This window comes from Novosphingobium sp., from assembly GCF_041905565.1.
Taxonomy (GTDB): domain Bacteria; phylum Pseudomonadota; class Alphaproteobacteria; order Sphingomonadales; family Sphingomonadaceae; genus Novosphingobium.
Genome location: NZ_JAYRKX010000004.1, coordinates 82,235 through 108,048, shown reverse-complemented (window position 1 = coordinate 108,048; position 25,814 = coordinate 82,235). Strand labels below are relative to the sequence as shown.

General features: G+C 68.1%; 23 protein-coding genes. 9 read left to right on the top strand and 14 right to left on the bottom strand.

The annotated features are described in order from the left end of the window. The first annotated feature begins 5 nt into the window (after positions 1–5). The gene (locus ACE3N9_RS04925; protein ID WP_374281439.1) at positions 6–596 is read left to right on the top strand and encodes a VOC family protein; all 591 of its coding nucleotides are present in this window, start codon (positions 6–8) and stop codon (positions 594–596) included. A 102-nt stretch (positions 597–698) separates the two neighbouring features. On the opposite strand, the gene ACE3N9_RS04920 is transcribed toward ACE3N9_RS04925, so the two are convergent. Beyond that, on the bottom strand, positions 699–2,261 hold the full coding sequence (locus ACE3N9_RS04920; protein WP_374281437.1) for a long-chain-fatty-acid--CoA ligase: 1,563 nt from the start codon (positions 2,259–2,261) through the stop codon (positions 699–701). 86 nt (positions 2,262–2,347) lie between these two features. Here ACE3N9_RS04920 and ACE3N9_RS04915 point away from each other — a divergent pair, with 86 nt between their 5' ends. Next, entirely contained in the window at positions 2,348–3,403 is a 1,056-nt protein-coding gene (locus tag ACE3N9_RS04915; protein ID WP_374281435.1) for a 5-methyltetrahydropteroyltriglutamate--homocysteine methyltransferase, read from the top strand. A 4-nt stretch (positions 3,404–3,407) separates the two neighbouring features. On the opposite strand, the gene ACE3N9_RS04910 is transcribed toward ACE3N9_RS04915, so the two are convergent. The 9 genes from ACE3N9_RS04910 to ACE3N9_RS04870 form a co-directional block, all read right to left on the bottom strand. Next, entirely contained in the window at positions 3,408–4,100 is a 693-nt protein-coding gene (locus tag ACE3N9_RS04910) for an alpha/beta fold hydrolase (protein ID WP_374281433.1), read from the bottom strand. Next, positions 4,100–5,020 carry a 2-hydroxyacid dehydrogenase gene (locus tag ACE3N9_RS04905; RefSeq protein WP_374281431.1) on the bottom strand — a complete coding sequence of 307 codons (921 nt, stop codon included), beginning with the start codon at positions 5,018–5,020 and terminating at the stop codon, positions 4,100–4,102. Before ACE3N9_RS04905 ends, ACE3N9_RS04910 begins: the two co-directional genes overlap by 1 nt. Continuing rightward, entirely contained in the window at positions 5,017–6,315 is a 1,299-nt protein-coding gene (gene eno, locus ACE3N9_RS04900; protein ID WP_374281429.1) for a phosphopyruvate hydratase, read from the bottom strand. The genes ACE3N9_RS04905 and eno overlap by 4 nt, the downstream gene beginning before the upstream one ends. Further along, complete coding sequence (locus tag ACE3N9_RS04895) at positions 6,312–7,313, bottom strand: phosphotransferase family protein (protein ID WP_374281427.1); 1,002 nt, start codon at positions 7,311–7,313, stop codon at positions 6,312–6,314. Before ACE3N9_RS04895 ends, eno begins: the two co-directional genes overlap by 4 nt. Further along, a complete protein-coding gene (locus ACE3N9_RS04890) occupies positions 7,292–8,419 on the bottom strand; it encodes an alpha/beta hydrolase (protein ID WP_374281426.1) in 1,128 nt (375 codons plus the stop codon). The genes ACE3N9_RS04895 and ACE3N9_RS04890 overlap by 22 nt, the downstream gene beginning before the upstream one ends. Positions 8,420–8,435: 16 nt before the next feature. Further along, positions 8,436–10,070 carry a long-chain-fatty-acid--CoA ligase gene (locus ACE3N9_RS04885; protein WP_374281424.1) on the bottom strand — a complete coding sequence of 545 codons (1,635 nt, stop codon included), beginning with the start codon at positions 10,068–10,070 and terminating at the stop codon, positions 8,436–8,438. Between the two features lie 75 nt (positions 10,071–10,145). Beyond that, positions 10,146–10,652, bottom strand: a complete 507-nt coding sequence (locus tag ACE3N9_RS04880) for a MarR family winged helix-turn-helix transcriptional regulator (protein ID WP_374281422.1) — start codon at positions 10,650–10,652, stop codon at positions 10,146–10,148. Between the two features lie 112 nt (positions 10,653–10,764). Then, entirely contained in the window at positions 10,765–11,757 is a 993-nt protein-coding gene (locus tag ACE3N9_RS04875; protein ID WP_374281420.1) for an ABC transporter substrate-binding protein, read from the bottom strand. Beyond that, on the bottom strand, positions 11,754–12,899 hold the full coding sequence (locus ACE3N9_RS04870) for a Gfo/Idh/MocA family protein (RefSeq protein ID WP_374281418.1): 1,146 nt from the start codon (positions 12,897–12,899) through the stop codon (positions 11,754–11,756). Before ACE3N9_RS04870 ends, ACE3N9_RS04875 begins: the two co-directional genes overlap by 4 nt. 116 nt (positions 12,900–13,015) lie before the next feature. Here ACE3N9_RS04870 and ACE3N9_RS04865 point away from each other — a divergent pair, with 116 nt between their 5' ends. After that, positions 13,016–14,281: a Rieske 2Fe-2S domain-containing protein gene (locus ACE3N9_RS04865; RefSeq protein WP_374281416.1), complete on the top strand. Its 1,266-nt coding sequence runs from the start codon at positions 13,016–13,018 to the stop codon at positions 14,279–14,281. A 2-nt stretch (positions 14,282–14,283) separates the two neighbouring features. Here the strand turns inward: ACE3N9_RS04865 and ACE3N9_RS04860 are convergent, their stop codons facing one another. Beyond that, the gene (locus ACE3N9_RS04860) at positions 14,284–15,819 is read right to left on the bottom strand and encodes an AMP-binding protein (RefSeq protein ID WP_374281414.1); all 1,536 of its coding nucleotides are present in this window, start codon (positions 15,817–15,819) and stop codon (positions 14,284–14,286) included. A gap of 316 nt (positions 15,820–16,135) precedes the next feature. Between ACE3N9_RS04860 and ACE3N9_RS04855 the strand changes: the two genes are divergently transcribed. The 3 genes from ACE3N9_RS04855 to ACE3N9_RS04845 are packed head-to-tail and all read left to right on the top strand — an operon-like array spanning position 16,136 to position 19,403. Then, on the top strand, positions 16,136–17,278 hold the full coding sequence (locus ACE3N9_RS04855; RefSeq protein WP_374281412.1) for an alpha/beta fold hydrolase: 1,143 nt from the start codon (positions 16,136–16,138) through the stop codon (positions 17,276–17,278). A 14-nt stretch (positions 17,279–17,292) separates the two neighbouring features. Next, complete coding sequence (locus tag ACE3N9_RS04850) at positions 17,293–18,210, top strand: hydroxymethylglutaryl-CoA lyase (RefSeq protein WP_374281410.1); 918 nt, start codon at positions 17,293–17,295, stop codon at positions 18,208–18,210. Beyond that, positions 18,207–19,403, top strand: a complete 1,197-nt coding sequence (locus ACE3N9_RS04845) for a CaiB/BaiF CoA transferase family protein (RefSeq protein WP_374281408.1) — start codon at positions 18,207–18,209, stop codon at positions 19,401–19,403. The genes ACE3N9_RS04850 and ACE3N9_RS04845 overlap by 4 nt, the downstream gene beginning before the upstream one ends. Here the strand turns inward: ACE3N9_RS04845 and ACE3N9_RS04840 are convergent. Next, complete coding sequence (locus ACE3N9_RS04840; protein ID WP_374281406.1) at positions 19,400–19,819, bottom strand: MarR family winged helix-turn-helix transcriptional regulator; 420 nt, start codon at positions 19,817–19,819, stop codon at positions 19,400–19,402. The two genes, ACE3N9_RS04845 and ACE3N9_RS04840, sit on opposite strands and share 4 nt — an antisense overlap. Positions 19,820–19,955: 136 nt before the next feature. On the opposite strand from ACE3N9_RS04840, the gene ACE3N9_RS04835 reads away from it, so the two are divergent. Beyond that, complete coding sequence (locus tag ACE3N9_RS04835; protein ID WP_374281404.1) at positions 19,956–21,140, top strand: acyl-CoA dehydrogenase family protein; 1,185 nt, start codon at positions 19,956–19,958, stop codon at positions 21,138–21,140. A gap of 21 nt (positions 21,141–21,161) precedes the next feature. Here ACE3N9_RS04835 and ACE3N9_RS04830 read toward each other — a convergent pair whose 3' ends face one another. Both ACE3N9_RS04830 and ACE3N9_RS04825 read right to left on the bottom strand, forming a co-directional pair. Beyond that, positions 21,162–22,313: an acyl-CoA dehydrogenase family protein gene (locus ACE3N9_RS04830; RefSeq protein WP_374281402.1), complete on the bottom strand. Its 1,152-nt coding sequence runs from the start codon at positions 22,311–22,313 to the stop codon at positions 21,162–21,164. Positions 22,314–22,329: 16 nt separating this feature from the next. Continuing rightward, positions 22,330–22,761 carry a heme-binding protein gene (locus ACE3N9_RS04825; protein WP_374281400.1) on the bottom strand — a complete coding sequence of 144 codons (432 nt, stop codon included), beginning with the start codon at positions 22,759–22,761 and terminating at the stop codon, positions 22,330–22,332. A 136-nt stretch (positions 22,762–22,897) separates the two neighbouring features. On the opposite strand from ACE3N9_RS04825, the gene ACE3N9_RS04820 reads away from it, so the two are divergent. Together ACE3N9_RS04820 and ACE3N9_RS04815 are read left to right on the top strand one after the other, a co-directional pair. After that, positions 22,898–24,445: an AMP-binding protein gene (locus ACE3N9_RS04820; RefSeq protein WP_374281398.1), complete on the top strand. Its 1,548-nt coding sequence runs from the start codon at positions 22,898–22,900 to the stop codon at positions 24,443–24,445. An 84-nt stretch (positions 24,446–24,529) separates the two neighbouring features. Continuing rightward, on the top strand, positions 24,530–25,696 hold the full coding sequence (locus tag ACE3N9_RS04815; protein WP_374281396.1) for an acyl-CoA dehydrogenase family protein: 1,167 nt from the start codon (positions 24,530–24,532) through the stop codon (positions 25,694–25,696). Positions 25,697–25,814 lie beyond the last annotated feature (118 nt).

Here is a 25,814-nt window from a genome sequence, read left to right as displayed (position 1 = left end):
GCGACATGACTGCGACGGACAGGGAATTCGAGATCCAGGGCGTCCACCACCTGGCGCTGGTTTGCAAGGACATGGCCAAGACGGTCGAGTTCTACCGCGATGTGCTGGGCATGCCGCTGGTCAAGACGCTGGACCTGCCGGATGGCAGCAGCCAGCACTTCTTCTTCGACATGGGCGGCGGCAACAGCCTGGCGTTCTTCTGGTTCGCCAATGCGCCCGAAGCCGCACCGGGGGTCGCTGCGCCGACCGCCCTGCCCTCGCGCGGCAGCTTCCTGTCGGCCCACGGGTCGATGAACCACATCGCCTTCACCGTGCCGGCCGACAAGTTCGAGGAATATTTCGAACGCCTTAAGGCCAAGGGGATCGAAGTGGCGGGCATTTCCAACCACGACAATTCGCCCACCCAGGTTTCACCGACTGTCACCGACGATGTCTATGTGCGGTCGATGTATTTCTTCGATCCGGACGGCATCTGCCTGGAATTCGCGTGCTGGAACCTGCCGCCCGAAGGCTTCAAGCCCGAGGACGTGGCCCACGAACCGCGGCGGGCCGATGGTTCCAAGGCGGAAGGCATGCTGCTCGCCGCCGCGCACTGACGAGGCGGGGCGAAAGGGACAAGACCCCCCGCTCTCCTTCGCCTCGCTCAACGCAATGGCCCGGCCCTGTGCCGGGCCATTGTCGTTAGGGGGGCCGCCGCGTCAGACGGCGCGGGCCCGCCCTTCCCAGAACGGCGCGCGCAGTTCCCGCCGCAGGATCTTGCCCGATGGATTGCGCGGCAGCGCGGGGATGAAGTCCACGCTCTTGGGCGCCTTGTAATGCGCGATGCGCTGGCGCGCCCACTCGATGATCGCCGCCGGGTCGGGCTGCTCGCCAGCCGCCGGCACCACCAGCGCCTTGACCGCCTCGCCCCACTTGTCGTCGGGCACGCCGATCACCGCGACGTCGGCCACGCCCGGGCAGCCCATGATCGCGCCTTCGACCTCGGCCGGATAGACGTTTTCGCCGCCGGACACGATCATGTCCTTGATCCGGTCGTGGACGTAATAGAACCCGTCCGCGTCGCGGTAACCGACATCGCCGGTGTGCAGCCAGCCCCCGGCCAGCGTTTCAGCCGTTGCCGCGTCGCGGTTCCAGTAGCGGCGCATCACGATGCCGCCGCGGATCGCGATTTCGCCGATCTCGCCCTCGCCCAGCGGCGCGCCGTCCGGGCCCAGGATCGCCATCTCGGTCCCCGGCCAGGGCCGCCCGCACGAGGTCAGCTTGCCCGGCAGATCGTGGTCCGCTGGCGACAGATAGGATCCGCCGCCGGTGCTTTCGGTCATGCCATAGAACTGGACGAAGCCGCAGCCGAACCGCGCCCGCGCGCGGCGCAGCACGTCCTCGGCAATCGGCGATGCGCCATAGGCGATGGTCCGCAGCGTGGCATAGTTGCCGTTTTCCGCCGCCGGGTCCTGCAGCATCATCTGGATCATCGCCGGGGCGAGGAAGGCGTGGCACACCCCCTGCTCGCCCATCAGGCGGATCGCCTCGGCGGCGTTGAAATCCTTGATCAGCTCGATCCGCCCGCCCTGCGCCAGCGCGGCAAAGCTGATGTTGGTGCCGGCGACATGGAACAGCGGCATGACGATCATCACCGTCTCGCCCTCGTCATAGGCAAAGCCATCGACCTTGGCACCGTGTTCCAGGAAGCTGCGGTAATTGGCGTTGTCGAGCACCACCCCCTTGGGCAGGCCGGTGGTGCCGCTGGTGTAAAGCTGCAGCACCGGGTCGGACAATTGCGGCCGCTCGGCGGGAGCGCTGGCGGACGCATCGCCCAGCCACGCGGCAAAGGGCCGGAACGCCGGATGCTCGCCATACAGCGCAACCAACTCGGGCGGATTGGCCAGCCCGGCAACGGCCTCCAGCGCGGTGTCGAAGAAATCCTCGCCCACCAGCAGTACGCGCGGGGCCGCATCACCCAGGATGAAGGCAATCTCCCCCGCGGCCAAACGGCTGTTGATCGGCGCTAGGCAGGCCCGCGCCAGCGCCGTGCCGAAGAACAGCGGATACCAGCCGTCGTGGTTCTTGGTCAGCACTGCCACCCGCTCACCCGCGCCGATGCCTTGCGCGGCCAGCGCATTGGCGATGCGGTTGGCCATGGCCGACAGCTCGGCATAGCTGGTTTCGCGTCCGTCCTGGCGGACCGCGATGGCCGCGCCCTGCCGCGCGGCCTGCACCGCGGGAACGTCAGCCAGCAGCTGAATGGCAACAAGATCGATCATGGCAGTCCTCAACCCGTCAATTGAACTTGTATTGGATAGAATACTAAGCAATCATCCGGCCAGACCACAAGCGAGAGTTTCCGCCCTTGTCCAAGCTGCCCGGCCTGCCAATCCTGCCGACAACTATCGTCGGAAGCTACCCCCAGCCCGACTGGCTGATCGACCGCGAGCGGCTGAAGGCCAGCCTGCCCCCGCGGGTGCGCGCCGAAACGCTGTGGCGCATTCCCGCGCCGTGGCTGGCCGATGCGCAGGAAGCCGCCACCCTGATGGCGATCCGCGACCAGGAGGAGCTGGGCATCGACATTATCGGCGACGGGGAAATGCGCCGCGAAAGCTATTCCAACCGGCTGGCGACCGCGCTGTCGGGGATCGATCCGGACCGCCACGGCACGGCGATCGACCGCACCGGCAATGCCAATCCGGTGCCGCTGGTCTCCGGGCCGATCCGCCGCACCGGCCCGATCGAGGCGCAGGACGCGGCCTTCCTGCGCCGCCATTCGCGCCGCCCGGTCAAGCTGACCCTGCCCGGCCCCTTCACCATGACCCAGCAGGCCGAAAACGGCTATTACCCCGATGCCCGGGCGATGGCGCTGGACTATGCCGACGCGGTCAACGCCGAAGTGCGCGACCTGTTCGCCGCCGGGGTGGACGTAGTCCAGCTGGACGAACCCTACCTCCAGGCCCGCGCCGACGAGGCGCGGCACTATTCGCTCGAGGCCCTCGCCCGAGCGCTCGACGGGGTGGAAGGGACCACTGCGCTGCATATCTGCTTTGGCTATGCGCTGGTCCACCAGGGCGCGGGCACGGCCAAGCCCAAGGCCTATGACTTCCTCGCCGAACTCAACCAGTCAGCCATCGACGTGATCTCGATCGAGGCGGCGCAACCGGGGCTGGACCCGGCGATCCTCGCCGAATTGCCCGACAAGACGATCATGTACGGCGTGCTCGACCTCTCCACGCCAGAGGTCGAAACGCCCGAAGTGGTCGCCGCCCGGATCCGCGACGCGCTGCGCTATGTCGATCCCGAGCGGCTGTGGATCGCCCCCGATTGCGGGATGAAATACCACAGCCGCGAACTGGCCCAGGCCAAGCTGCAGGCGATGGTCGATGGCACCGCGCTGGCCCGGGCGGAGCTGAAGTAGCGGCTCAGCCGTCGATGAACGCGGTGAGCAGCGGGATCACCTGATCCGGCTGTTCCAACATCGGCAGGTGGCCCGCCCCCGCGATCACTTCCAGCCGCGCGCCGGGAATGGCCGCCGCAATTTCTTCGTGATGGGCGCGGCTGGTAATGCCGTCGCCGTCGCCCCAGACCAGCAGCGTCGGCACCGCGATTTCGTGCAGGCGCGGGCGGCTGTCGATCCGCGCCATCAGCGCGCGCTGCTGGCGCAGGAAGGTGTCCGCGCCGGTCTGCGCCGCCATCTGCCGAGCGATCCGCAGCAGCTCGGGATCGTCGCGGCGATGTTCGGGAAACAGGATCGGGATGCGTTCTTCCACCACAGAATCGAACCGCCCGCTTTCGACGAGGTCGATATAGCCCTGCCGCCGCGCGGTCTGCGCCGGGCCATCGGCTGAAGCCAGGGTGGAGATCAGCACCAGCTTTGCCACCCGCTCGGGCGCCTGGCGCAGCACTTCGAAGGCGATGAACCCGCCCATCGCATGCGCCACCAGCACGAAACGTGGAGGCGCATCGTCCAGCAGCCGCCGGGCGTAGCCGGCAATCGTCTCCTCGCTGTGGTTGTCGGCGATGGTCACCTCGCGGTCGGCCCAGGCGGCGCAGAGCGGCGCCCAGACCGCATCGGTCAGCAGCTGCCCGGTGATCAGGACGATCGGCAGCCCCATCACACCACCTGGTGCAGCAGGGGTTCGCCCGCAGCCAGCCGCCGGCAATTCTCGCGGGCAACCTCAAGGCTGCGGACCAGCGTTTCCGGGGTCAGCCAGGCGATGTGCGGGGCGAGCACGACATTGGGCAGGGCCAGCAGCGCATTGCCCGCCGGAACCGGCTCGGCGGCAAACACGTCGAGCCCCGCGCCGCGCAGGTGCGCGCTGCCCAGCGCCTCGACCAGCCGCGCCTCGTCGACCAGTTCGCCGCGCGCCGTGTTGACCAGCACCGCCCCGCGCTTCATCGCCCGGGGATCGATTGCCCCCCGCGTTTCATCGGTCAGCGGCATGTGCAGCGAGACGACATCACTTTCCGCCAACAAGCGGTCCAGCGGCCAGAACTCGTATGGCACCTCGCGCTGGCTGCGCGCGGTATAGACCACCCGCGCCCCCAGCGCCGCCAGCACCGGGGCCAGCCGCTGCGCCGAATGGCCGAAGCCGACCAGCCCGACCGTGCGCCCGGCCACTTCGCCCACGCTGTCGAGCTCCGCCGGGTCCGCGCTCCACCCCTCGCCCGCGCGGGTGCGGGCGTCGAAGAAGCAGGTCCGGCGCAGCACGGCCATGATCAGGCTGAGCGCCATTTCCGCCACCGCCTGGCTGTTGGTGCCGGGCATGTTGCACACCGCCACGCCGTGCGTCCGCGCCGCATCCAGCGCAATGGTGTTGACCCCGACGCCCAGCTTCTGGATCAGCTTGAGCTTCGGCGCGGAAGCGATCCACTCCGCCGTGACCGGGGTCAGCACGTGGAGCAGCGCGGTCACTTCGCCCGCCACGCCGTCCAGCGGCGCGGCCTCGTCGACATGGACCACCACGCCCTTGCCGAAAATGTCATCGACGGCGGCGCGAAAGCCCGGGCTGGGGCGGGCATGCAGGACGATCATGCCAGCAGCTCCGCAATTCCCGCGGCAAAGGCGCTGGCCCCGGCATAGACCGCCTGGCTGCCCATCGCTTCCTCGATCCGCAGCACCTCGTTCCACTTGGCCATGCGTTCGGAGCGGGTGAAGCTGCCAACCTTGAGCTGCCCGGCATTCCACCCGGTGGACAGGTGGGCAATCGCCACGTCCTCGCTCTCGCCGGAACGCGCCGAAACCAGCGTGCCCCAGCCGTGCGCCTGCGCGGCATCGAGCGCGGCCTTGGCCTCGCTCACCGTGCCGACCTGGTTGACCTTGATCAGCGCCGCATTGCACACGCCGGCTGCCGCCGCGCGTTCCACCCGCTGCGCATTGGTCACCAGCACATCGTCGCCGATCACCTGCACCCGATTGCCAATCGCGGCCATGACGCGCCCCATGGTCTGCCAATCGTCCTGCCCGGCCGGATCCTCGACCGAGAGGATCGGATAACGTCCGCACCACTCGATGATCCGCGCGGCCATTTCCTCGCCCGACAAGCGCCGGTCATCAAGCGCAAGGGTATAGCCCGAAGCATCGCCCAGCTCGTTGGCCGCAATGTCGAGCGAGATCCACACGTCCTCACCCGCACGGTGGCCGCTGGCCTCGATCGCCTTGGTCAGGACGTCCAGCGCATCCTCGTTCGACTGGAAGTCGGGCCACCAGCCGCCCTCGTCCGCCACGCCCGACAATGGCCCGCGCTCCTGCATCAGCCGGCCCGCGGCGCGATACACGTCGTCGGTGATTTCCAGCGCGCGGCGAAAGCTGCCCGCCTTGGGGCACATCACCATGAAGTCCTGCACATCGGTGCGCCGCCCGGCATGGGCGCCGCCGCCGAAGATCTGGATTTCGGGCAGCGGCAACCGCACCGGCCGCCCATCCGCGAGATAGCGCCACAGCGGTTCGCGCGCCTGCGCGGCGGCGGCGTGCAGCACGGCCAGCGACACCGCGACAATCGCATTGCCGCCCAGCCGCGCCTTGTTCGGCGTGCCGTCGAGCGCGCAGAGCGTCTGGTCGACCAGGGCCTGATCGCGCGCGTCCATCCCGATCAGCGCCGGGGCAATCTCTGCAGCGACGCCCGCAACGGCCCGGTTCACGCCGTAGCCGCCGAACGCCGCGCCGCCATCGCGCAGGTCCATCGCCTCATGCGCCCCGCGCGATGCACCGGCAGGCGCAATGGCGCGGCCAGTCGCGCCGCTGTCCAGCGTGACTTCGGCTTCCACCGTGGGCCGCCCGCGCGAATCCCAGACCTGGCGGGCGATGACGGAAGCGATGCGGGCAGTCATTCGGGGGTCCTTTCCCAGTGGGCGACAAGATCGTCGATGGCACGCGGGGCCAGCAGCAGCGCCATGGCCTGCCGCCGCACCGCCTGGCGGTGCAGCGGATCGGTGAGGTAAGGGGCGGGCGATTTGCCCTCGATCCGCGCCAGCAGCAGCGCGGCGGTCAACTCGCCGGCGCGGGCGAGCAGGGCCTCGGGCGCTTCCCAATTGATCTGTGCGGCGTAGGCGGCCACCATCGCGGCGGCAGCGGCCGGCAAGTCGGCCCGGTCCAGCCAGACCGCCTTCAGCAGCAAGTGAGTGGTGCAGAACGCGAGATCGAACGCCGGATCGCCAAAGACCGCGCATTCCGCGTCGAGGAACACCGGGCCTTGCGCGCCGATCAGGATGTTCTTGGGGCTGACATCGCCGTGGACCAGCGCGATCCGGGCATTGTCGAGCCGGTCGGCCAGCGTGCGCAGCGGTGTGGCCACTTCTGCGTTGTGTTCGGCAACATGGCGCAGGAAGGGATCGACCCGCAGCGCGCGGAACATCGCCGGGTCGGGGAACATGGCCTGCACCGCTGCGCTGCCAGCCGTGCGGGCATGGACGCGGGCGATGCGGCGGCCCACCTCTGCCGCGAAGGCCGGGTCGACATGACCAAGGCTCAGCTCATCCTTCCACACCGGGCAGCCGGGCAGGAAGCGCAGGACGAAGGTATTGAGCGCGGGGAAGTCGGCCAGCACTTCGGGCACCATGCCCGGCTCCACTTCGCGCGCCAGTTGCAGCCAGCGCACTTCGCTGGCGCTGCGTTCCACCGGGGCGTGCCAGTCTGCCGCAACGCGCAGCTTTTCGAGCGGGCGCTTGACCACCAGTGGCCCCTGCGGCCCGTCCACTTTCCACACGTCGCACGATACGCCGCCGGCAAGCGGCTGGAACACCACTTCGCCCGGGCCGACCAGACCGGCCCCGCGCAGCGCGGCAATCAGGTCAGCCTGTTCCGGCACTAGAGCTTGGCCCTGATCCATGCCCCCACCAGGTCCGCCGCGTTCTGGCGTTCTTCCAGCGAATCCTCGAAATAGTGCGCGCCCTTGATCAACTCGAGCGTCTTGTCCTGGCTGCCCAGGAAATCGAAGATCTTGCGCGCGTCGCTGGGGAACACGCCGGTATCGGCCATGCCCTGGACCACCAGCGCCGGGGTATCGTGCTTGGCGAGGTGCGGCTGGCCCTGACAGGGCGAGGTTTCGAGGCTCCACATGTTGAGCCAGGTCTTGAGCGTATTGGCCCGCCCGATGCTGGGGGTGCGGTTGGCAATGGCCGGATCGCCGCGATAGCACCAGTTGGGCTTGCGGTCCGACGGGTCGATCGCCGGATCGACGCAGCGGATATCGCCCCAGCAGCGGAACATCGGGAAGATCCGGTCGGGAATCCCCGCCGCGTTGAGCCGGGCCAATTCCGCCTTGGCCCAATCGGTGATCCGCTGGTTGCGCGCGCGCTGCGCGGCGCGGTAGCGGGTGATGAATTCGTCCGAATAGGGCGGGCCGTTGTCCGGGTTGAAGGGATCGAGCGACGGATCGGTGGCGACCGGATCGTTCTCGTCGATCACCGAGGCGTCCATCCAGTCGGTCAGCACTTCGGGGCGGCCCTGGTGGGCGTTGAACGAGATGTAGAGATCGCCCTTGATCAGCTGCGCCAGCGCGTCCTGGCCGGCAGAGGGCAAACGGTCGGTCAGCGTCGGCTTGATCGCTTCGGCCTGATAGGCCCCCATCAGGGAGCCGCCGCCCGAATTGCCGAGGATGACGATGGCTTCAACCCCGGCCTGCTCCTTCAGCCAGCGCATGCCGACGCCAATGTCGAGCACGGCGTGTTCCAGCATGAACTGGTCCTCGAACCCGCGATAGCGCGTGTTCCACCCCAGGAACCCGATCCCCTGCCGGGCGAAGTAGGGGGCGATGTAGTGTTCGGAAAAGTCGACGTTGTAGTGCGTCGCGATCACCGCCACCTTTGGGCGCTGCCCGGCGAGCGTCCAGTAGATCCCCTGGCACGGATGCCCGCCCGCCTGGATGCGCGGCGCGGTGGGGCTGACGAGGCCAACGAACTGCGCGTCGAGCCCTGCGATGCCATTGGGGTCCATTGTCACTCTCCCTGTCTCAATTGTCCGCCGCGAAGGGCAGGGTGTATCCGGTCAGGCTGGCGCGGATCGCCTTCTTGTCGATCTTGCCGGTGGGGCCGAGCGGCACTTCGTCCACGAACAGCACATCATCCGGCATCCACCAGCGTGAAATCCTGCCGTCGAGCCAGGCGATGAGGTCCGCCGCCGTAGCCGCTGCGCCAGGCTTCAGCTGGCAGATCAGCACCGGGCGTTCATCCCACTTGGGATGGGCCACGCCGATCACGGCCGCCTGCGCCACGGCGGGATGGCCGACGGCGATGTTCTCGATCTCGATCGAGCTGATCCATTCGCCGCCGCTCTTGATCACGTCCTTGGCGCGGTCGGTGATCTGCATGTAGCCTTGCGCATCGATGGTCGAAACGTCGCCGGTATCGAAGAAGCCCTGCTCGTCCAGCACCTTGCCCCCTTCGCCGCCGAAATAGCCTGCGGCGATGGTCGGGCCCTTGATCATCAGGCGTCCGGGAGTCTTGCCATCGTGCGGCAGGCGCTGGCCGGCATCGTCGACCAGCTTCATTTCCAGCCCGCACAGCAGCCGCCCCTGCTTGAGCTTGTAGGCCATCTGGTCCGCATCATTCATCGCCGCGACCGCCGCATTGGGGACCGAAACCGTGCCCAAGGGCGAGGTTTCGGTCATCCCCCAGCCCTGGATCACATCCACCCCGTAAGTGTCGCGGAACTTGCGGACGATCGATTCGGGGCAGGCCGAACCGCCAATCGTCACCCGTTCCAGCGTGGTGAAGCGCTTGCCGCTCTCTTCCAGGTATTGCAGCAGCATCTGCCACACGGTCGGCACAGCGGCGGAATAGGTCACGCCTTCGCTTTCGATCAGGTGGTAGATCGATTCGCCGTCCATCCGCTGCCCCGGCAGGACCAGCTTGGCCCCCACGGCGGGCGCGGAGAACACCACGCCCCAGGCGTTGGCGTGATACATCGGCACCACCAGCAGCACCGTATCGCCCGCCGACAGCCCCAGCGCATCGCGCTGCAAGGTCATCAGCGCGTGGATGTAGTTGGAGCGGTGCGAATAGAGCACGCCCTTGGGATTGCCGGTGGTCCCGCTGGTATAGCACAGCCCGCAGGCGGTATTCTCGTCGAACTGGCCCCAGGCGTATTCGGGCGGATAGGGCGCAATCCAGTCGTCAAAGGCAATTGCCGGATAACTGGTCTGCGGCAGCGAGGCCGCATCGCAGAAGAACACCACCCGTTCGATCGAGGGGACCAGCGCCAGCAGTTCGCCCACCAGATCGGCCAGCCCCGGATCGGCGATCAGCAGCCGGTCCCCGGCGTGGTTGGCGATATAGGCGATCTGTTCCAGGAACAGCCGGGGGTTGAGCGTGTGCAGCACCGCCCCCATACCCGACGTGCCATACCAGGCGGCGAGGTGCCGGGCGCTGTTCCAGCCCATCGTCGCCACGCGGTCCCCCGGTTTGATCCCGGCGGCGGCCAGCGCGTTCGACACGCGCTGCGCATCGGCGTGGATCGAGGCATAGGTGGCGCGCGTCACCAGCCCATCGGCATCGCGCGAGACGACTTCGCGGCTGCCATGCCAGGTGGCCGCATGGTCGAAAATCCGGTCCACCGTCAGCGGCACGGCCTGCATCAGCCCCAGCATCGTCAGCGCCTCTCCTCCCGGTCGATCCTTGCAAGAAAGATAGTATGCTAAGTAATTCGCCGTTGCAACGCCGGTTCAGGCGCTGGCGTCGGTTTCCGCCGCCAGCTGGGCATTGGCTTCGGCCAGGTTGTCGATCGCGCGGCGCATCAGCTGCTGCAGCGTCTCGACTTCCGCGTCGGTCATGCCCCGGGTCGCCAGCTCGTGGATTTCGGCATTGAACGGGGCCAGCTTCAGTTCCAGCTCGCGCCCACGCTCGGTCAAGTAGATGAAGGTCTTGCGGCGATCGTCCTTGGTCTTCTTGCGGGTGATCAGCCCCGCCTTTTCCAGCCCCTTGACCGCCACGACGGTGGTCGGCTCGCGCATCGAGACGCGCGCGCTCAGTTCGCGCTGGGTGATCCCGTCGCCCCGCCACAGCTGGCGCAGGAACCGCCACTGCCCGGCCGACACTTCCTGCGTCAGCGTGCCCTGTTCGAGCAGGCGCGAGAACGAGCGGAACAGGATCCGGGCGAGATAGCCGATGCTGTTTTCCGGATCGGTGTAATATTCGGCCGGGTGCCGGTAATGCTGCTTGGCAGGGTCCAAGGTGAATGTCCTTCCGTGCCGGGGCCTAGCGCCAGGCGGCGCGCCCCGATCTTCCCGGGTGGTAGGGTGCGCCGCGCCCTCCCGCAAGGTGCCGCGCGCGCGACGGGGCCGGTCAGATGCGGAACTGCTCAAGGCATTCTCCGGCAAACAGTTCTTCCACCGCCAGGCGGCGCGGCGACAGGCCCTGTTCGTGGTGATAGCGCAGGAACGTGTCCAGCACCGCGCGGTTGCGCTCCACCCCGTATGGCCACCAGTCCGGCCCGAACAGATCGACCGCCTGTTCCACCGCCGCGACCTGCCACGGCAGCATGGTCTTCAGCGAGGCGGTGACCCGCAGTTCCTCGTAAACGCGGGCCTGCGCCTCGGCAAAGGCCTTGAACAGGGACCGCGCGACCCAGCGGTTCGCTGCGTAGACCGCGCGGCGGATCGCCACGACGTGCATGATCGGGAACAGGCCGGTGCGGCGGAAATAGTCCTGCTCCGCGCTGACGAATTCGGGGAACAGGCGGCGCACCGCATCGGGGCGGGTATAGAAGGTGCTGGGAATGCGCGCGGTATAGAGCGCGTCGATCTCGCCATCGGCGAGCATTTGCGAGAGGGTCTGGGTGGGGCCGATCGGATGGACGCGGAACCGTTCGGGCAGGTCCAGCTTCAGCTTCTCCTCGCGCCCGGGTTCCTCCTCGCCGCCGGTGAAGTAGGTCACGCTGGCGGGATCGACGCCGTATTCATCGGCCAGCACGCCCCTGATCCAGACCGGCGCGGTCATCTGGTATTCGGGCACCCCGATCCGCTTGCCGACCAGGTCCTGCGGTTTCTCGATCCCGCTGCACGCCGACACGAAGATGCAGCCGTGGCGGAACATCCGCGAAGGGAACACCGGGATCGCGATAAAGGCCGGATCGGGCCGCGCGAGCGAGACGCAATAGGACGACAGCGACATTTCCGCCGCGTCGAATTCGCGGTGGCGCAGCATCCGGAAGAAGGTTTCCTCCACCTCCAGCACTTGCAGGTTGAGGTCGATCCCCTCGGGCCGCACCGTGCCATCGGCCAGGGCCTGGGTGCGGTCATAGTTCCAGCAGGCAAGCGAAAGCGGCAGACGGGTCATGGCAGTCCTTGGATGAGGTCAGCGGGGTTGATGTCGCGCCCTTCGCGCGCGGAAAGCAGCAGCGCGTGGCACACGGCCAGGCTGTCCAGCCCCCAGCGCCCGTCCAGCAGCGGCGGCTGGCCGGATTGGACCGCGCGCACGAAGGCATCGGCCACATTCGCGCGCTGCACCGGCGGCAGGGGCACAGGCACGGCGCGCGGGCCCTGATCGCCGTGCACCACCACGCCCTGCGGGGTCAGTTCCAGATCGGCGCGCTCGCACAGTGCCAGCACGCTGCCAAAGCGTTCGTGCCGCTGCGGCGGCGCGGGCGCGGGCCATCCGGCAGCAAAGGTGCGCGCCGCCTTGGCCGCCTGTTCGTCCGCCCCGGCCAACGCGGCGCGGGCGCGGGCGTGGGCCTGCGGGTCCTTCAACCCGCCCAGTTCGCCCGCCCAGCCGGCCAGCGCATCGCTGTCATAGCGGGCATAGCCCGAATAGGTCAGCGTGGCCGCCGCGCCGCTGGCAAAGTGCAACTGCGCGGTAAAGGCGCCCTCGCTGGCCCGCGCGTCCCAGCCGCCGGTCCAGCCGCGCACCGCCACCACCGGGCTGGCGGCGAGGCGGCGGACGATGTCGACCTGGTGGGTCGCCTGGCTCAGCACCACGCCGCCGCCCAGCGCGCTGTCGCATTCAGCCGGGCGGCGCGGGCGGTACAGGAAATCGGTGAAATTGCGCGCCTCGATCAGCCGCACCGCGCCTACTTCTCCCCCGGCGATCAGTCTGGAGGCCAGTTCCACCGGCGGATCGTAGCCGTGGCTGGGGCCGACCATCAGCACGGTCCCCGCCGCCTCTGCCGCCGCGACCATCGCCTGCGCTTCGGCCAGGGTGACGGCCATCGGCTTTTCGACCAGCACGTGCTTGCCCGCGCGCGCCGCCGCAATCGCGTGCTCGGCGTGAAATTCATGCGGCGAGGCGATGTAGAGCGCGTCTAACTCGCCCCAGTCCAGCAGCGCTTCCGCGCTGGCAAAGCCGCGCTTGCCCAGCCCGGCCACGGCGGCCGGGTTGGGATCGCACCCGGCCACCAGGTCAATCCCGTCATGCGCGGCCAGCGCCGGCACGGTCAGCACCGCGCCGCGCCCCAGTCCCAGCACTGCCAGCCGCAAGGTCATCGCCCGCCTCCTGCGTGCAATCATAGCGCGCGGCCCTTGAGATGCAAATTACTTCGTATTAGAAGTATCTCGTCAAAGGCGCACAAGTGCGCCGTTCCGCGCACAGGAGATCGGCCATGACCCCCCAGCAGAACGACCTGCTTTGCCGTGTCGAAGGTGACGCGCCGATGGGCCGGGTGATGCGCCGCCACTGGCTGCCCGTCTGCATGAGCGAGGAAGTGGCCGAGCCCGATGGCACCCCGCGCCGCGCCCGGCTGCTGGGGGCGGATCTGGTGGTGTTCCGCGACACGCAGGGCCGGGTCGGCGTGCTGGACGAATTGTGCCCGCACCGCCGCGCCTCGCTGGTCTATGGCCGGAACGAGGAGTGCGGCCTGCGCTGTCTGTACCACGGCTGGAAGTTCGATGTGGAGGGGCGCGCGGTCGACCTTGCCTCGGAACCGGCGGACGCCCGATTGCAGCAGACCATGCGCACCCGCGCCTATCCGGTGCGGGAGGCGGGCGGCTTCGTCTGGGCCTGGCTGGGCGATCCAGATGCGTCGGCGCCGTTCGATCCGCCGGTCTGGGCCCAGTCGGCCACTCCGCCCGCGATCATGAAGATCCACGCCGAATGCAACTGGGCGCAGGTGCTGGAAGGCGCGATCGATTCGGCGCACAGCAGCAGCCTGCATTCCACCAACATGCCCACCGCGCACGATGTGGCCAGTTCCACCGCGACCGGCACCGCCTGGCTGCGCCCCTCGGCCGACAAATCGCCCCGGCTGGAAGTGGAACGCACCCCCTATGGCTTCCGCTATGCGGCGATCCGCAAGCCGATCCACGATCCCGACCGGCAGGACTATGTCCGCACCACGCTGTTCATCGCGCCCTGTTCGGTGATGATCCCGCCGACCGACCGTTATCGGCTGAACCAGATGCTGGTCCCGGTGGATGACGTGAACTGCATGTTCTACTGGATCGCCTGGCATGAGGACCCGGCCAAGGGCATTTCCACCGCCGACTGGCGCAAGTTCTGCGATGCGACGCCGGGCGTCGACGTCGATCCGGTGACCTTCCGCAAATTCCGCAACAAGGCCAACGATTACCTGCAGGACCGCGCCGCGATGAAGGCCGGGGACTTTACCGGGATCATCGGCATTCCCACCCAGGACATGGCGATGTGGGAATCGATGGGGCCGATTGCCGATCGCAGCAACGACCGGCTGGGATCGAGCGACCGGGCGATTGTCGAATTCCGCAAGGTCATGCTGGCCCAGGCCCAGGCCGCCGATGCGCCCCCGCCGCCGCAGGACTGGCGCAACGCCGACCTGTTCACTTTCGAAGGCATGGTCAGCAAACAGGACGATTGGCGCAAGGCCAGTCCCCACCAGCCGGTAGCGGCCTGAACTCACACAGGACTGGCTGGCCAATGCGGGGCGCGCAGCACGATCTTCTGGACCTTGCCGGCCGCGCTGCGCGGCAATGGCCCCTCGTGCAGGTCCAGGCTGCGCGGGATCTTGTAACCGGCCAGCTTGCCCCGGCAGAAGGCGATCAGCCCGGCGCTGTCCAGCGCCATGCCCGGCTTGGGGGTGATGACCGCGTGGACCCGTTCGCCCCACTTTGCGTCCGGCACGCCGATCACCGCGCATTCCAGCACTGCCGGGTGGGCCGACACCACGCTTTCGACCTCGATCGAATAGACGTTTTCGCCGCCGGTCACGATCATGTCCTTGAACCGGTCGGTGATGAACACGAAGCCGGCTTCGTCCATGTAACCGGCATCGCCGCTGTGCATCCAGCCGCCGCGCAGCGCCGCGGCGGTTTCCTCGGGCCGGTTCCAGTAGCCCAGCATGACATTGTCGCCGCGCCCGGCGATCTCGCCAAAGGTGCCGGGCGGCACGGGCTGGCCTCCGGCATCGACGATCCGCACTTCATAGCCGTAACCCGCCTGCCCGGCCGAGCGCAGCAGGCCCGGGTCCGCCCCGGCGCGGTGATACTGCGCGCCGAGGAAGGTGTGGCTGGGCATTTCCGTCATGCCGAAGCCCTGGACGAAATCAACCTGGGGCAAGGCCGCGCGCGCGTTGAGGTAAGTCCCCCAGGGCATCGGCGCGCCGCCATAGCCCAGCACTTTCAGCGCCGACAGGTCGCGGCTGGCCAGCGTGTCGCTGCGCGCGATCCGGTCGATCACGGCGGGCACGGTGAAGCTGTGGGTCACGCGGTGGCGCTCGATCGCGTCGAGCATGGTCGCGTCGTCCAGCGCGGGGATGAACACGTGGGTGCCCGCTACCAGCGTGACCACGAAGATCGCGAAATCCGCCAGATGGAACATCGGCGCGGAATGCAGCACCACCGCCGTTTCATCGAGCTGCAGCTGCATCACCAGCCCCACCGCCATGGCGTAGAGGTTGCGGTGGCTGAGCATCACGCCCTTGGGCAGGCCGGTGGTGCCGCCAGTATAGAATATCCCGGCGAGCGTACTGTCGGCCAGCGGCGCGCCAGACGCCAGCGGGGCGTGATCCGCGATCAGCTCGGCAATGCGGTGCTCGCAGTGGCGCGCCGGGGTGCGCCAGCCGATGTCGACCAGCATGTTGACCCCCGCGCCGCGCAGCGCCTCGGCCATGTCGGCCAGGCCCGCGTCGGTCAGCACCAGGCTCGCGCCGGCATCCCTGATCTGGAACGCCAGTTCCGGCTCAGCCAGCCGGGTGTTGAGCGGCACTGCCACCGCGCCGATCGCGAACAGCGCGAACAGCGCCTGGTAATAGCCCAGGCCATTGCCCGCGAGGATCGCCACGCGGTCCCCCTGCCCCACGCCCAGCGCCCGCAGCGCGCTGGCCAGGCGGTGGACCTGGTCGGCCAGCTGCGCCCAGGTGGGGTGCAGATCGCCATCGTGCGCGGCGATTTGCGCCGGGCGGACTGTCGCCGCGCGGCGCAGGGACTGGATCAACTCGATGGCCGCTGCTCCTTGACCGTCAGGCGCGCCGTGGCCGGGCCGGAGGGCGCATTCTGTCAATTTAGTTGGCGTAAAATGCAAAGTAAATTGATCAAATCGGCAGCCAGGGACACCCTTCGGGCGAGGCCGCGCGGGCCGAGCGGTAAACTGTCAATAATATTGACACATTCGAGCGTTTGCCCGATGCAGGGCTGGCAGCAGGCCCGCAAGGTGATAGACCCGCGCCGAGGCCAGGGAGAGCAATTCATGTCCGCAAGCCCCGACGCCCGCCAGTTGCGCGGCGCCCATCTGGCCGCCTGAGGAGACCCCCTTGAAGTACGAGCGTATCCCCTACCTGGTGCTGTTCAGCGAACAGAGCGCCTTCAAGGACACCTATGGCGGCGAAATCGGCAAGGTTTCGGTCGAATGCCACCTGCTGAAGCCCGAGCAGCCATCCGACAGCGTGGTGATCTTTTCGCACCCGATCGGCGGCGGGGCTTATCTCCCGCTGGTTGGCGCGATCGCGCGGCTGGGGGTGCACACGATCTATTGCAACCCGCGCTACCGGGGCAATGACACGGCGCTGATCATGGAACGCGCGGTGATGGACCTGGCGGCCTGCGTGCGCGATGCCAAGGAACGGCTGGGCTACAAGAAGGTCTACCTTGGCGGCTGGTCGGGCGGCGGCTCGCTCTCGATGTTCTACCAGGCCGAAGCGCAGGACCCGCGCGTCACCCATACCCCGGCGGGCGATCCCTATGACCTGACCGCCGCCGGGTTCATTCCGGCGGACGGGGTAATGCTGCTGGCCGCGCACCTGTCGCGCAACCTGACGCTGACCGAATGGATGGACCCTTCGATCGAGGACGAGGCGCGGCCCTTCGAGCGCAACCCGGCGTGGAACATCTATGCCCCCGATGGCCCCAAGCCGCCATTTTCGGCCGAGTTCGTGGCCGAATACCGCGCGCGCCAGATCGCGCGCAACCGGCGCATCACCGCCTGGGTCAAGGACCAGCTGGCACAGCTGAAAGCGGCGGGCCAGGAAAACCTGGAACGCTGCTTTACCGTGCAGGGCACCATGGCCGACCCGCGCTGGGTGGACCCGGCGGTCGATCCGAACGACCGTCAGCCCAACCACTGCATGCTGGGCGATCCCTTCGTGGTCAACGATGGTCCGGTGGGGCTGGCGCGCTTCACCACGTTGCGTTCGTGGCTCTCGCAGTGGTCCTATGACGACAGCCAGGCCGACGGGCTGAAATGCGCCGCGCGGATTGCCTGCCCGATGCTGGTGATCGAAAACAGCGCCGACGATGCCTGCACCCCCAGCCACGCCGCGCGGCTGATGGCGGCGGCAAGCCGGTGCGAGATTGACCACCACGTGATTGCGGGCGCCAACCACTATTACTTCGGCCAGCCAGAGCAGCAGGCCCAGGCCGCGCAAGTGGTGCGCGACTGGATCGCGGCGCAAGCATAGGCCAGGGCGGAACCATGACCCAACCCAATCGAACCATCGAAATGGTCGAAGTCGGCCCGCGTGACGGGCTGCAGAACGAAGCCGTGCTGGTGTCCACCGCGCACAAGGTGGAACTGATCCGCCGCGCCATCGCCGCCGGATCGCGCCGGATCGAGGTGACCAGCTTCGTCAATCCCAAACGCGTGCCGCAGATGGCCGATGCCGAGGATGTGGTCGCCCAGCTCGGCGCGCCCGCAGGCGTGACCCGGATCGGGCTGGTGCTGAACGAACGCGGCGCCGAACGCGCGCTGGCCTGCGGGCTCGACCAGCTGGGCGCGGTGGCCATCGCCTCCGACCCGTTCGGGATCCGCAACCAGGGCCAGGACAGCGCCCAGTCGATCGAAGTGGCCGAACGGATCGTGGCGATGGGCCGCGCGGCGGGCAAGACCGCGCAGGTCACCATCGCGGTCGCCTTTGGCTGTCCGTTCGGGGGTGAGGTCGACCCCGCCCACGTGGTGCGCATGGCCGCCCGGCTGGCCGAGGCCGGTCCGGTCGAAGTGGCGCTGGCCGATACCATCGGCGTGGCCGTGCCCGCGCAGGTTTCGCAGCTTGTGCGGGATGTGGCGCAGGCCATCGCCCCGCTGCCGGTGCGGGTCCATTTCCACAACACCCGCAACACCGGCGTGGCCAATGTCTGGGCGGCGGTGGAAGCGGGCGCGCGCGTGGTCGACGCGTCGATCGGCGGGCTGGGCGGCTGCCCCTTCGCCCCCGGCGCGGCGGGCAACGTGGCGAGCGAGGACGTGGCCTACCTGCTGGCGCGCTCGGGCGTGGCGACGGGCCTTGACCTGGGCCAGCTGATCGAGACCGCGCAGTGGCTGGGCACCGTGATGGACAAGCCGATGCCATCGATGCTGGCCAAGGCCGGCCCTTTTCCGAAAGATGCAGAACAATGACGGGTGAGAACAAGGGCGCGCTCAGCGGCGTGAAGGTTGTCGAACTGGGCCAGTTGATCGCCGGGCCGTTCTGCGGGCAATTGCTGGGTGACATGGGCGCCGACGTCGTCAAGATCGAGCCGCCGGGCGCGGGCGATCCGATGCGCCAGTGGGGCAATGGCCAGCACAAGGTGTGGTGGCAGGTGATCGGCCGCAACAAGCGTTCGGTCACGGCCAACCTGCGCGTCCCCGAAGGGCAGGAACTGGCCCGCCGCCTGCTGGCCGATGCCGACATCATGATCGAGAATTTCAAGCCCGGCACGGTCGAGAAGTGGGGCCTGGGGCCAGAGGAACTGCACAAGATCAACCCGCGCCTGATCGTGGTGCGGATGTCCGGCTATGGCCAGACCGGCCCCTATTCCACCCGCGCCGGGTTTGGCGGGATCGGCGAAGCGATGGGCGGCTGGCGCGCCATCGTTGGCGATCCGGACCGCCCGCCCAGCCGGATGGGCGTGTCGATCGGGGATACCCTGGCGGCCACCTATGGCTGCATGGGCGCGCTGGCCGCGCTGCGCGCGCGCGACGCCACCGGCAAGGGCCAGGTGGTCGATTCCGCGCTATACGAAGCGGTGCTGCAGGTAATGGAAAGCCTGGTGCCCGAATATGACGTGATGGGGATCGTCCGGCAGCGTTCCGGCTCGATCCTGCCGGGGATCGCGCCCAGCAACGTCTATCAGTGCAGCGACGGCGAATACATGATCGGCGGCAACGGCGATGCGATCTTCGCCCGCCTGGCCGAAGCGATGGGCCAGCCGGAACTGGCCAGCGACCCGCGCTATGCCACCCACGTTGCGCGCGGCGAGCGCCAGCAGGAGCTGGACGAGCTGATCAACCGCTGGACCCGGACCCTGACCGTGGACCAGCTGGAAGCGCTGATGATCGCCCATTCGGTTCCGGCGGGGCGGATCTATACCGGCAAGGAAATGCTGGAAGACCCGCACTTCGCCGCGCGCGAGGCGCTGGTCGCGGTCGATCATCCCCAGTTCGGCCAGGTCCGGATGCAGGCGCCGATGCCCAAGCTGTCCGACACGCCCAGCAGCGTGCGCCGCCGCGCGCCGCTGACCCCGGGGGAGCACAACGCCGAAGTCTATGGCGAGCGGCTGGGACTGGACGCGGCCGCGCTGGCGGACCTGGCGGCGCGCGGGATCGTCTAGTCGGCCTGCGGCACCGCGGCCAGCACCCGGCGCAGGCCGGTCATCGCCTTGTCGCCGGCGGCCTTGGCCAGTTCGGCCTCAAGATCGCGCAGCACGCCCGATGCCGCCTCGCGGATCGGGCCGCCGGTGCTGGCAAAGCCGACCCGCTGGGCGCGGCGGTCATCCGGGTCGGGCAGGGTTTCGACCAGCCCGTCCTCGGCCATTTCGCCCAACAGCTGGCTCATCGCCTGGCGCGACACGCCCAGGTTGGTCGCGATGTGCGATGGGCGGACGACGCCGTTGGCGATATTGGCCAGGACCAGCGATTGCGAGCGGGTGATCCCCGGCCAGCCGCGCTGTGCCAGCCGCGCGCGCAGCTGTTCGTCAAACCAGTAGAAGGCGCGCATCAGGTCCAGGATCAGCAGCGGATTGTCCATCCCCGCTCCTTTCCAGCCCGCCCCGCGCGGCGCAAGCGCGTTTATCGCCCGCCCTGCCGATATAGTAAATCTACTTGACATTTATCGGCCAGCGCGGGCAGACTTTCCGGCAAGGCAAGAAGCATGGGAGATACCCTTGGGCGAGACGACACTGCGCACGCATGACGGGCAGACATGGGCCGACTGGGCCGACGCGATGGCCCTGCGCCTGGCCGAGCGCGCGCCCGAGGCGGAGCGCCTGCGCGCGTTGCAGGACGTAACCATGCAGGAAGCGCGCGATGCCGGGTTCTTTGCCCTGCTTGCCCCGGTCACCGCCGGCGGCCAGGGCGCCAGCTTTGCCGAATTCCTGGATGTGGTCCGCCGCCTGTCGACCGGCTGCGCATCAAGCGCCTGGGTGCTGTCGTTCCTGTCGCTGCACGCCTGGATGCTGTGCAAGTTCCCGGCCGAGGCCCAGGCCGAATTCTTCCGCGATGGCCAGATGCCGCTGGCCCCCGCCCCGCTGGCCCCGACCGGCACGGCCGTGCGGGTGGACGGCGGCTACCGCGTGTCGGGCCGCTGGGAATGGGCCACGGGGATCAACCATTCCGACTGGGTGCTGGTCAACGCGATCGACCTGGAGAGCAAGGAACCGCGCTTTTGCGCCATGCGGGTGAGCGAGGTCGAGGTCGAGGACGTGTGGCACACCTCGGGCATGGCCTCGACCGGATCGAACGCGGTGGTGGTGCGCGGCGTGGTGGTGCCCGAGCACATGACCCTGCCCGCGCGGCAAATGGCGGCGGGTGCTTCGCCGGGCGAGGTGCTGCATCCGCACTCCACCCTGACCTTTCCCCTGCGCGCCGGACTGGCGCTGGTCGCCGCAACCCCGGCAGTGGGCGCGGCGGAAGCGGCGCTGGACTGGTTCACCCAGCGGATGAATACCAAGCAGCAGGCGTTCAGCGGCGGGGCCAGCCAGGCCGATGTCCAGACCACCCACCTGCGGCTGGGCGAGGCGCTGGCCCAGGTCCGCGCCATGCGGCTGGTGTGGGAAGATGCCCGCGCCGCGCTGGAACGCGAAGGACCGAACGGGGCCTCGGCCTCGATCCCGGCGCAGGTTGCGCTGCGGCTGGCGGCGGCGCAGGTGGTGCGCCTCGCCAACAGCGCGATCGACACCATGGCCGCCGCCGCCGGGGCCAGCGCCAGCATGCTGAGCGCGCCCCTGCAGCGCCACCTGCGCGACGTGCAGGTGATCCGCGGCCACGTGATGTACGATTGGGACCGCACCTGCGTGCTGGCCGGCAAGGTCGAACTGGGTTTCGCTACCGGCCCCGCCGACCTGATCTGAGCGGGCCGCCCCGCTGGCCGATCAGACCAGCGGGTTGACCTGCGGCAGGCCAAGGCGCTGCCGCCCGGCGGCTTCGCGGCTGACGTCCCAGTCCCAGAAGGCGTGCGAACACACGGTGTTGAGGTCGCGCCAGATCCGCTGCAACGGCTGATCGAGGTGATAGCTTGACGCCCCGGCGCTGGCCATCATCGCGTTGACCGTATCGCGGCACAGCTTGGACACGTAAGCGGTCTTGCCCTTGGCCGCGACGCGGTCATCCAGGGTGAAATCGCGGACGCCCATGGTTGCTTCGGCGGCATCGAACACGGTGCGCGCAAGATCGCTGGCGACCAGGCTGGCAATTTCCATTTCGCCCAGGGTGACATGCGCCATCTGCTGGTCGCGCACCACCGCGCCGCCGAAATTGCGCACGCGCCGTTCCACCCCCTGCCCGAAGGCTTCGAGCGCGCCCTTCAGGCTGCCGGTCAGCACCGGCAGGATCGTGCAATAGGCGGAAATCAGGAATGGGATCGAATAGAGCGGATTGGGGTGGAGCTTGGACCCTTCGGTCACCCCGGCGTGGAACGCGACGGCATCGACCGCGTGACGATCGGGCACGAACACCTTGCACGCCTGGTAATCGTTGCTGCCGGTGCCGGCCATGCCGGCATAGTGCCAGTTGTCGATCACTTCGACCGCGCTGACCGGCAGCAGGAACGAGCGCCGCCCATCCTCCGCCTGGCCGCTGATCTGCACCCAGTCGGCATGCATGATGCCCGATCCCCAGGCCGCCCGGCCGCTGACTTCCCAGCCGCCCGGCACCTTGACCGCGTGCATGTCGGCCGCCTGCGCCGCGGGCAGCAGGACATAGCCGCGCGGCCCCAGCAGTTCTTCCTGCGTTTCTTCGGGAAAGCGCACCACATAGGTGTTGTGGGCGACGTAGAACGAGGCGATCCACCCGGTGGACGGACAGGCCGCGCTGATGATCTCGACCACGTCGAACAGGGTCGACAGGCTGACTTCCGAGCCGCCGAACCGGCGCGGGACCAGCATCTGGATGATCTCCGCCTCGATCAGATCGCGGATCGAATCGTCGTGCGGGCGGCGCTGCTCCGCGGTCTGGGCGGCGCGGCCCCTGATCGCGGGGGCCAGCGCACGGGCGCGGTCGATCAGTTCCTCACGGGTGGCGGGCATGTCGGCTCTCCCCCGCTCAGGCCAGGCCAGCCGCGGCCAGCGCGGCCTGGGCGACTTCCATGTCGTGGCTGTAGTGCCCGCCGCTGATCCCGATCCCGCCGACCATCACGCCATCGACCTTGACCGGATAGCCGCCGCCGAACACCACCAGCCGGGGCGTGTGGACGATCCCGTCGAGCAGCGGCGGATCGTTCTTGATGAAATCGTGCCATTCGTGCGTCGCCATGCCGAACGAAACGGCGGTAAAGGCCTTGTCCTGCGCGATCTGCACCGACAGCAGCGGGGCATGGTCCATCCGCCGGAACTGCACCAGCGTGCCCGAAGGATCGCACAGCGCGATGCACATCGGCACCTGCATTTCCGCCGCCTTGGCCATGGCCCCGGCCATCAGCTCATCGGCCAGCTCGTTGGACATGGTCTGCACGGTCAGGGTCTTGGCCACAGTCATCTTCTCCCTTGGGTATTAGTCAATTTAGGTGACAATCACGACAAGCGCCGCCTGTGTCAATCGTTAGCACGCAAAGCACTTGCCTTGACGCGCGCCCTGCCCGAACCTGGGGCCAGAACAGGAGAGTGACCCGACCGTGAGCGCCATCGATCCCTATGCCGACAAGGATGTCCCCTGGCTGCTGCGCAGCCATGCCGAAACGCGCGGCGACGCGGTGTTCCTGGCCTGGGAACCGTTCGAGGATGAGCCGCGCGAATGGACCTTTGCCCAGTTCCACGCCGAAGCGCGCGACCTGGCCGCAGCGCTGCGCGAACGCGGGCTGGCGCGGGGCGACAAGCTGCTGATCCACGCCAACAACAGCCCCGAATTCCTGCTGGCCTGGTATGCCTGCGCCATGCTGGGCGTGGTCGCGGTGACCACCAACCCGCGCTGCGCGGCGGCCGAAGTCGCCTATTTCATCCAGCATTCCGGCGCGCGCGCGGCGATTGTCGAGAGCACTTACCTCGGCCTGATCGCCGAAACGGGGGCGCGGCTGGAATGGATCGCCGCTTTCCCCGCCGATGGCGACCGGGCAGCCCTGCCCAACGGGATAGTCCCCTTTGCCAGCCTGCGCGGCGATGGCGCGGCGCTGGTGGCCGAGGCGCCGGGGGCGATGACCCCGCTGTCGGTGCAATATACCTCGGGCACCACCAGCCGGCCCAAGGGCGTGGTCTGGACCCATGCCAATGCGCTGTGGGCCGGGCAGATCGGCGCGGCGCATAACCAGCTGCGCAGCGATGACGTATCGCTGGTGTTCACCCCGCTGTGCCATGCCAACGCGATGAGCTGGGGCCACCTGCCGATGCTGTGGACCGGCGGCAAGGTGGTGCTGCAACCGCGTTTTTCCGCCAGCCGGTTCTGGCCGGTGGCGCTGAAGCATGGCTGCACCTGGGGCAATGTCATCCCCTTTGCGATCCAGGCGATTGCCGAGCAGCCGGTGCCGCAGCACAGCTTTCGCCAGTGGGTCGTCGGCGCGGCGGGCCTGGGCGGGCTGGACAAGCATTTCCGCGTCGCCATCCTGGGCGCCTGGGGGATGACCGAAACGGTCACCCACGGCACTTTCACCCCGCCGCAACTGCCCGCGCCCGACCGCTCGATCGGCCTGCCCGCCCCCGAATACGAAGTGCAGATCGTGGACGAGCACGGCGCGCCGGTGCCGGTGGGCGAAACCGGCCTGCTCAAGATCAGGGGCACGCGCGGGCGGGCGCTGTTCCTTGAATATCTCAACGATCCGGCCGCCACCGCCACCAGCTTTGACGCCGATGGCTGGTTCGATACCGGCGACCGCGTCTACCAGGTCGAACAGGGCCACCTGCGCTTTGCCGACCGGGCCAAGGACATGCTCAAGATCGGGGCGGAAAACGTCGCCGCATCGGAAATCGAAGCGGTGATCGCCACGGTGCCGGGCGTGCTGGAGGCCGCCGTGGTCGGCCGTCCGCACCCGATGCTCGACGAGGAGCCGGTCGCCTTCATCCGCGCCGCCGCCCCCTCGCCGGACCTGGCCGACGCGATCCTGGCCGCCTGCCGCGCGCAGCTGGCCGGCTTCAAGGTGCCCGCCGCAGTGCGCTTCATGGAGGAATTCCCCCGGTCGGAACTCAAGAAGGTGGCGAAAAAGGACCTGCGCGAGCTGGCCCGCGAAGGCTGAGGCGGCGCAATCCGCCTTTGACAAACGGCCCGCAAGCCAGCAACCGAGTTGCGATACGAAACCGGATTCGCCGGACCACAGAGGATGATCATGCGCCAGTTCACCGAAGACCAGATCATGTTCCGCGATGCCTATCGCAAATTCCTGGACGCGGAGATTGCCCCGCACATGGAGGAATGGCGCGAAGCCGGGATCGTCGATCGCAGCGCCTTCAAGAAGGCCGGTGACCTGGGCTTCCTGATGATCTGGCCGGACGAGAAGTATGGCGGGATGGGCGACACCGACTTCCGCTATGAACAGATCATCATCGAGGAAACCTGCCGCGCCGGGGCCAAGCAGTTCTACAACACGCTGCACAGCCGCCTGGTCGGCCCCTATTTCCAGCGCTTCGGGACCGAGGAACAGCGCATGCGCTTCCTGCCCAAATGCGTGTCGGGCGAAACGATCCTGGCCATCGCCATGACCGAACCGGGCGCCGGATCGGACCTCGCGGGGATGCGCACGAATGCCCAGGACATGGGCGATCACTGGCTGCTCAACGGGTCGAAGACCTACATTTCGAACGGCATCAACGCCGACGTCGTGATCGTCGCCGCCAAGGTGGCCGGCGCGGACAAGAAGCACGCGATGGTGCTGCTGATCGTCGAGCGCGGGATGGAAGGGTTCGAACGCGGCCGCAACCTCAAGAAGATGGGGATGCCCGCGCAGGACACCGCCGAACTGTTCTTCAACAACGTCAAGGTGCCCAAGGCCAACCAGCTGGGTGAAGCGGGCAAGGGGTTCTATTACCTGATGGAAGGGCTGGCAGAGGAACGGCTGATCTCCGCCGTCGGCTGCGCCGCCAACGCGCGCAAGGCGTTCGACATCACCCGCGATTACGTCAGCCAGCGCCAGCTGTTCGGCCAGCCCCTGTCCGAACAGCAGAACACCCAGTTCCGCATGGCCGAAATGGATACCGAGATCGAACTGGCGCAGGTCTACATCGACCACTGCGTGAGCGAGCATAACCAGGGCCGGCTGACCAGCAACATGGGCGCCAAGGCCAAGATGGTCGCCAGCGAAGTCGAATGGAAGATGCTGGACCTGGGCGTCCAGCTGCACGGCGGCGCCGGGTTCATGGATGAATACCCGATCAGCCGGATGTTCAGCGACGCGCGCATCAACCGCATCCTGGCCGGATCGAGCGAAGTGATGCGCCTGATCATCGGCCGCGACGTGTTCTCGCAGAAGTACCAGAGCCTGTTCGACTAGTCTGGCCAGTTGCCAGATGTAATCGATAACAAAGAAAAAGGATGTGACACGAATCACCAACTGGCCCTAGGAAAGATACGAAGGACCTGTTCAGGTCGGGTCTGGGTCCAACGGGGGC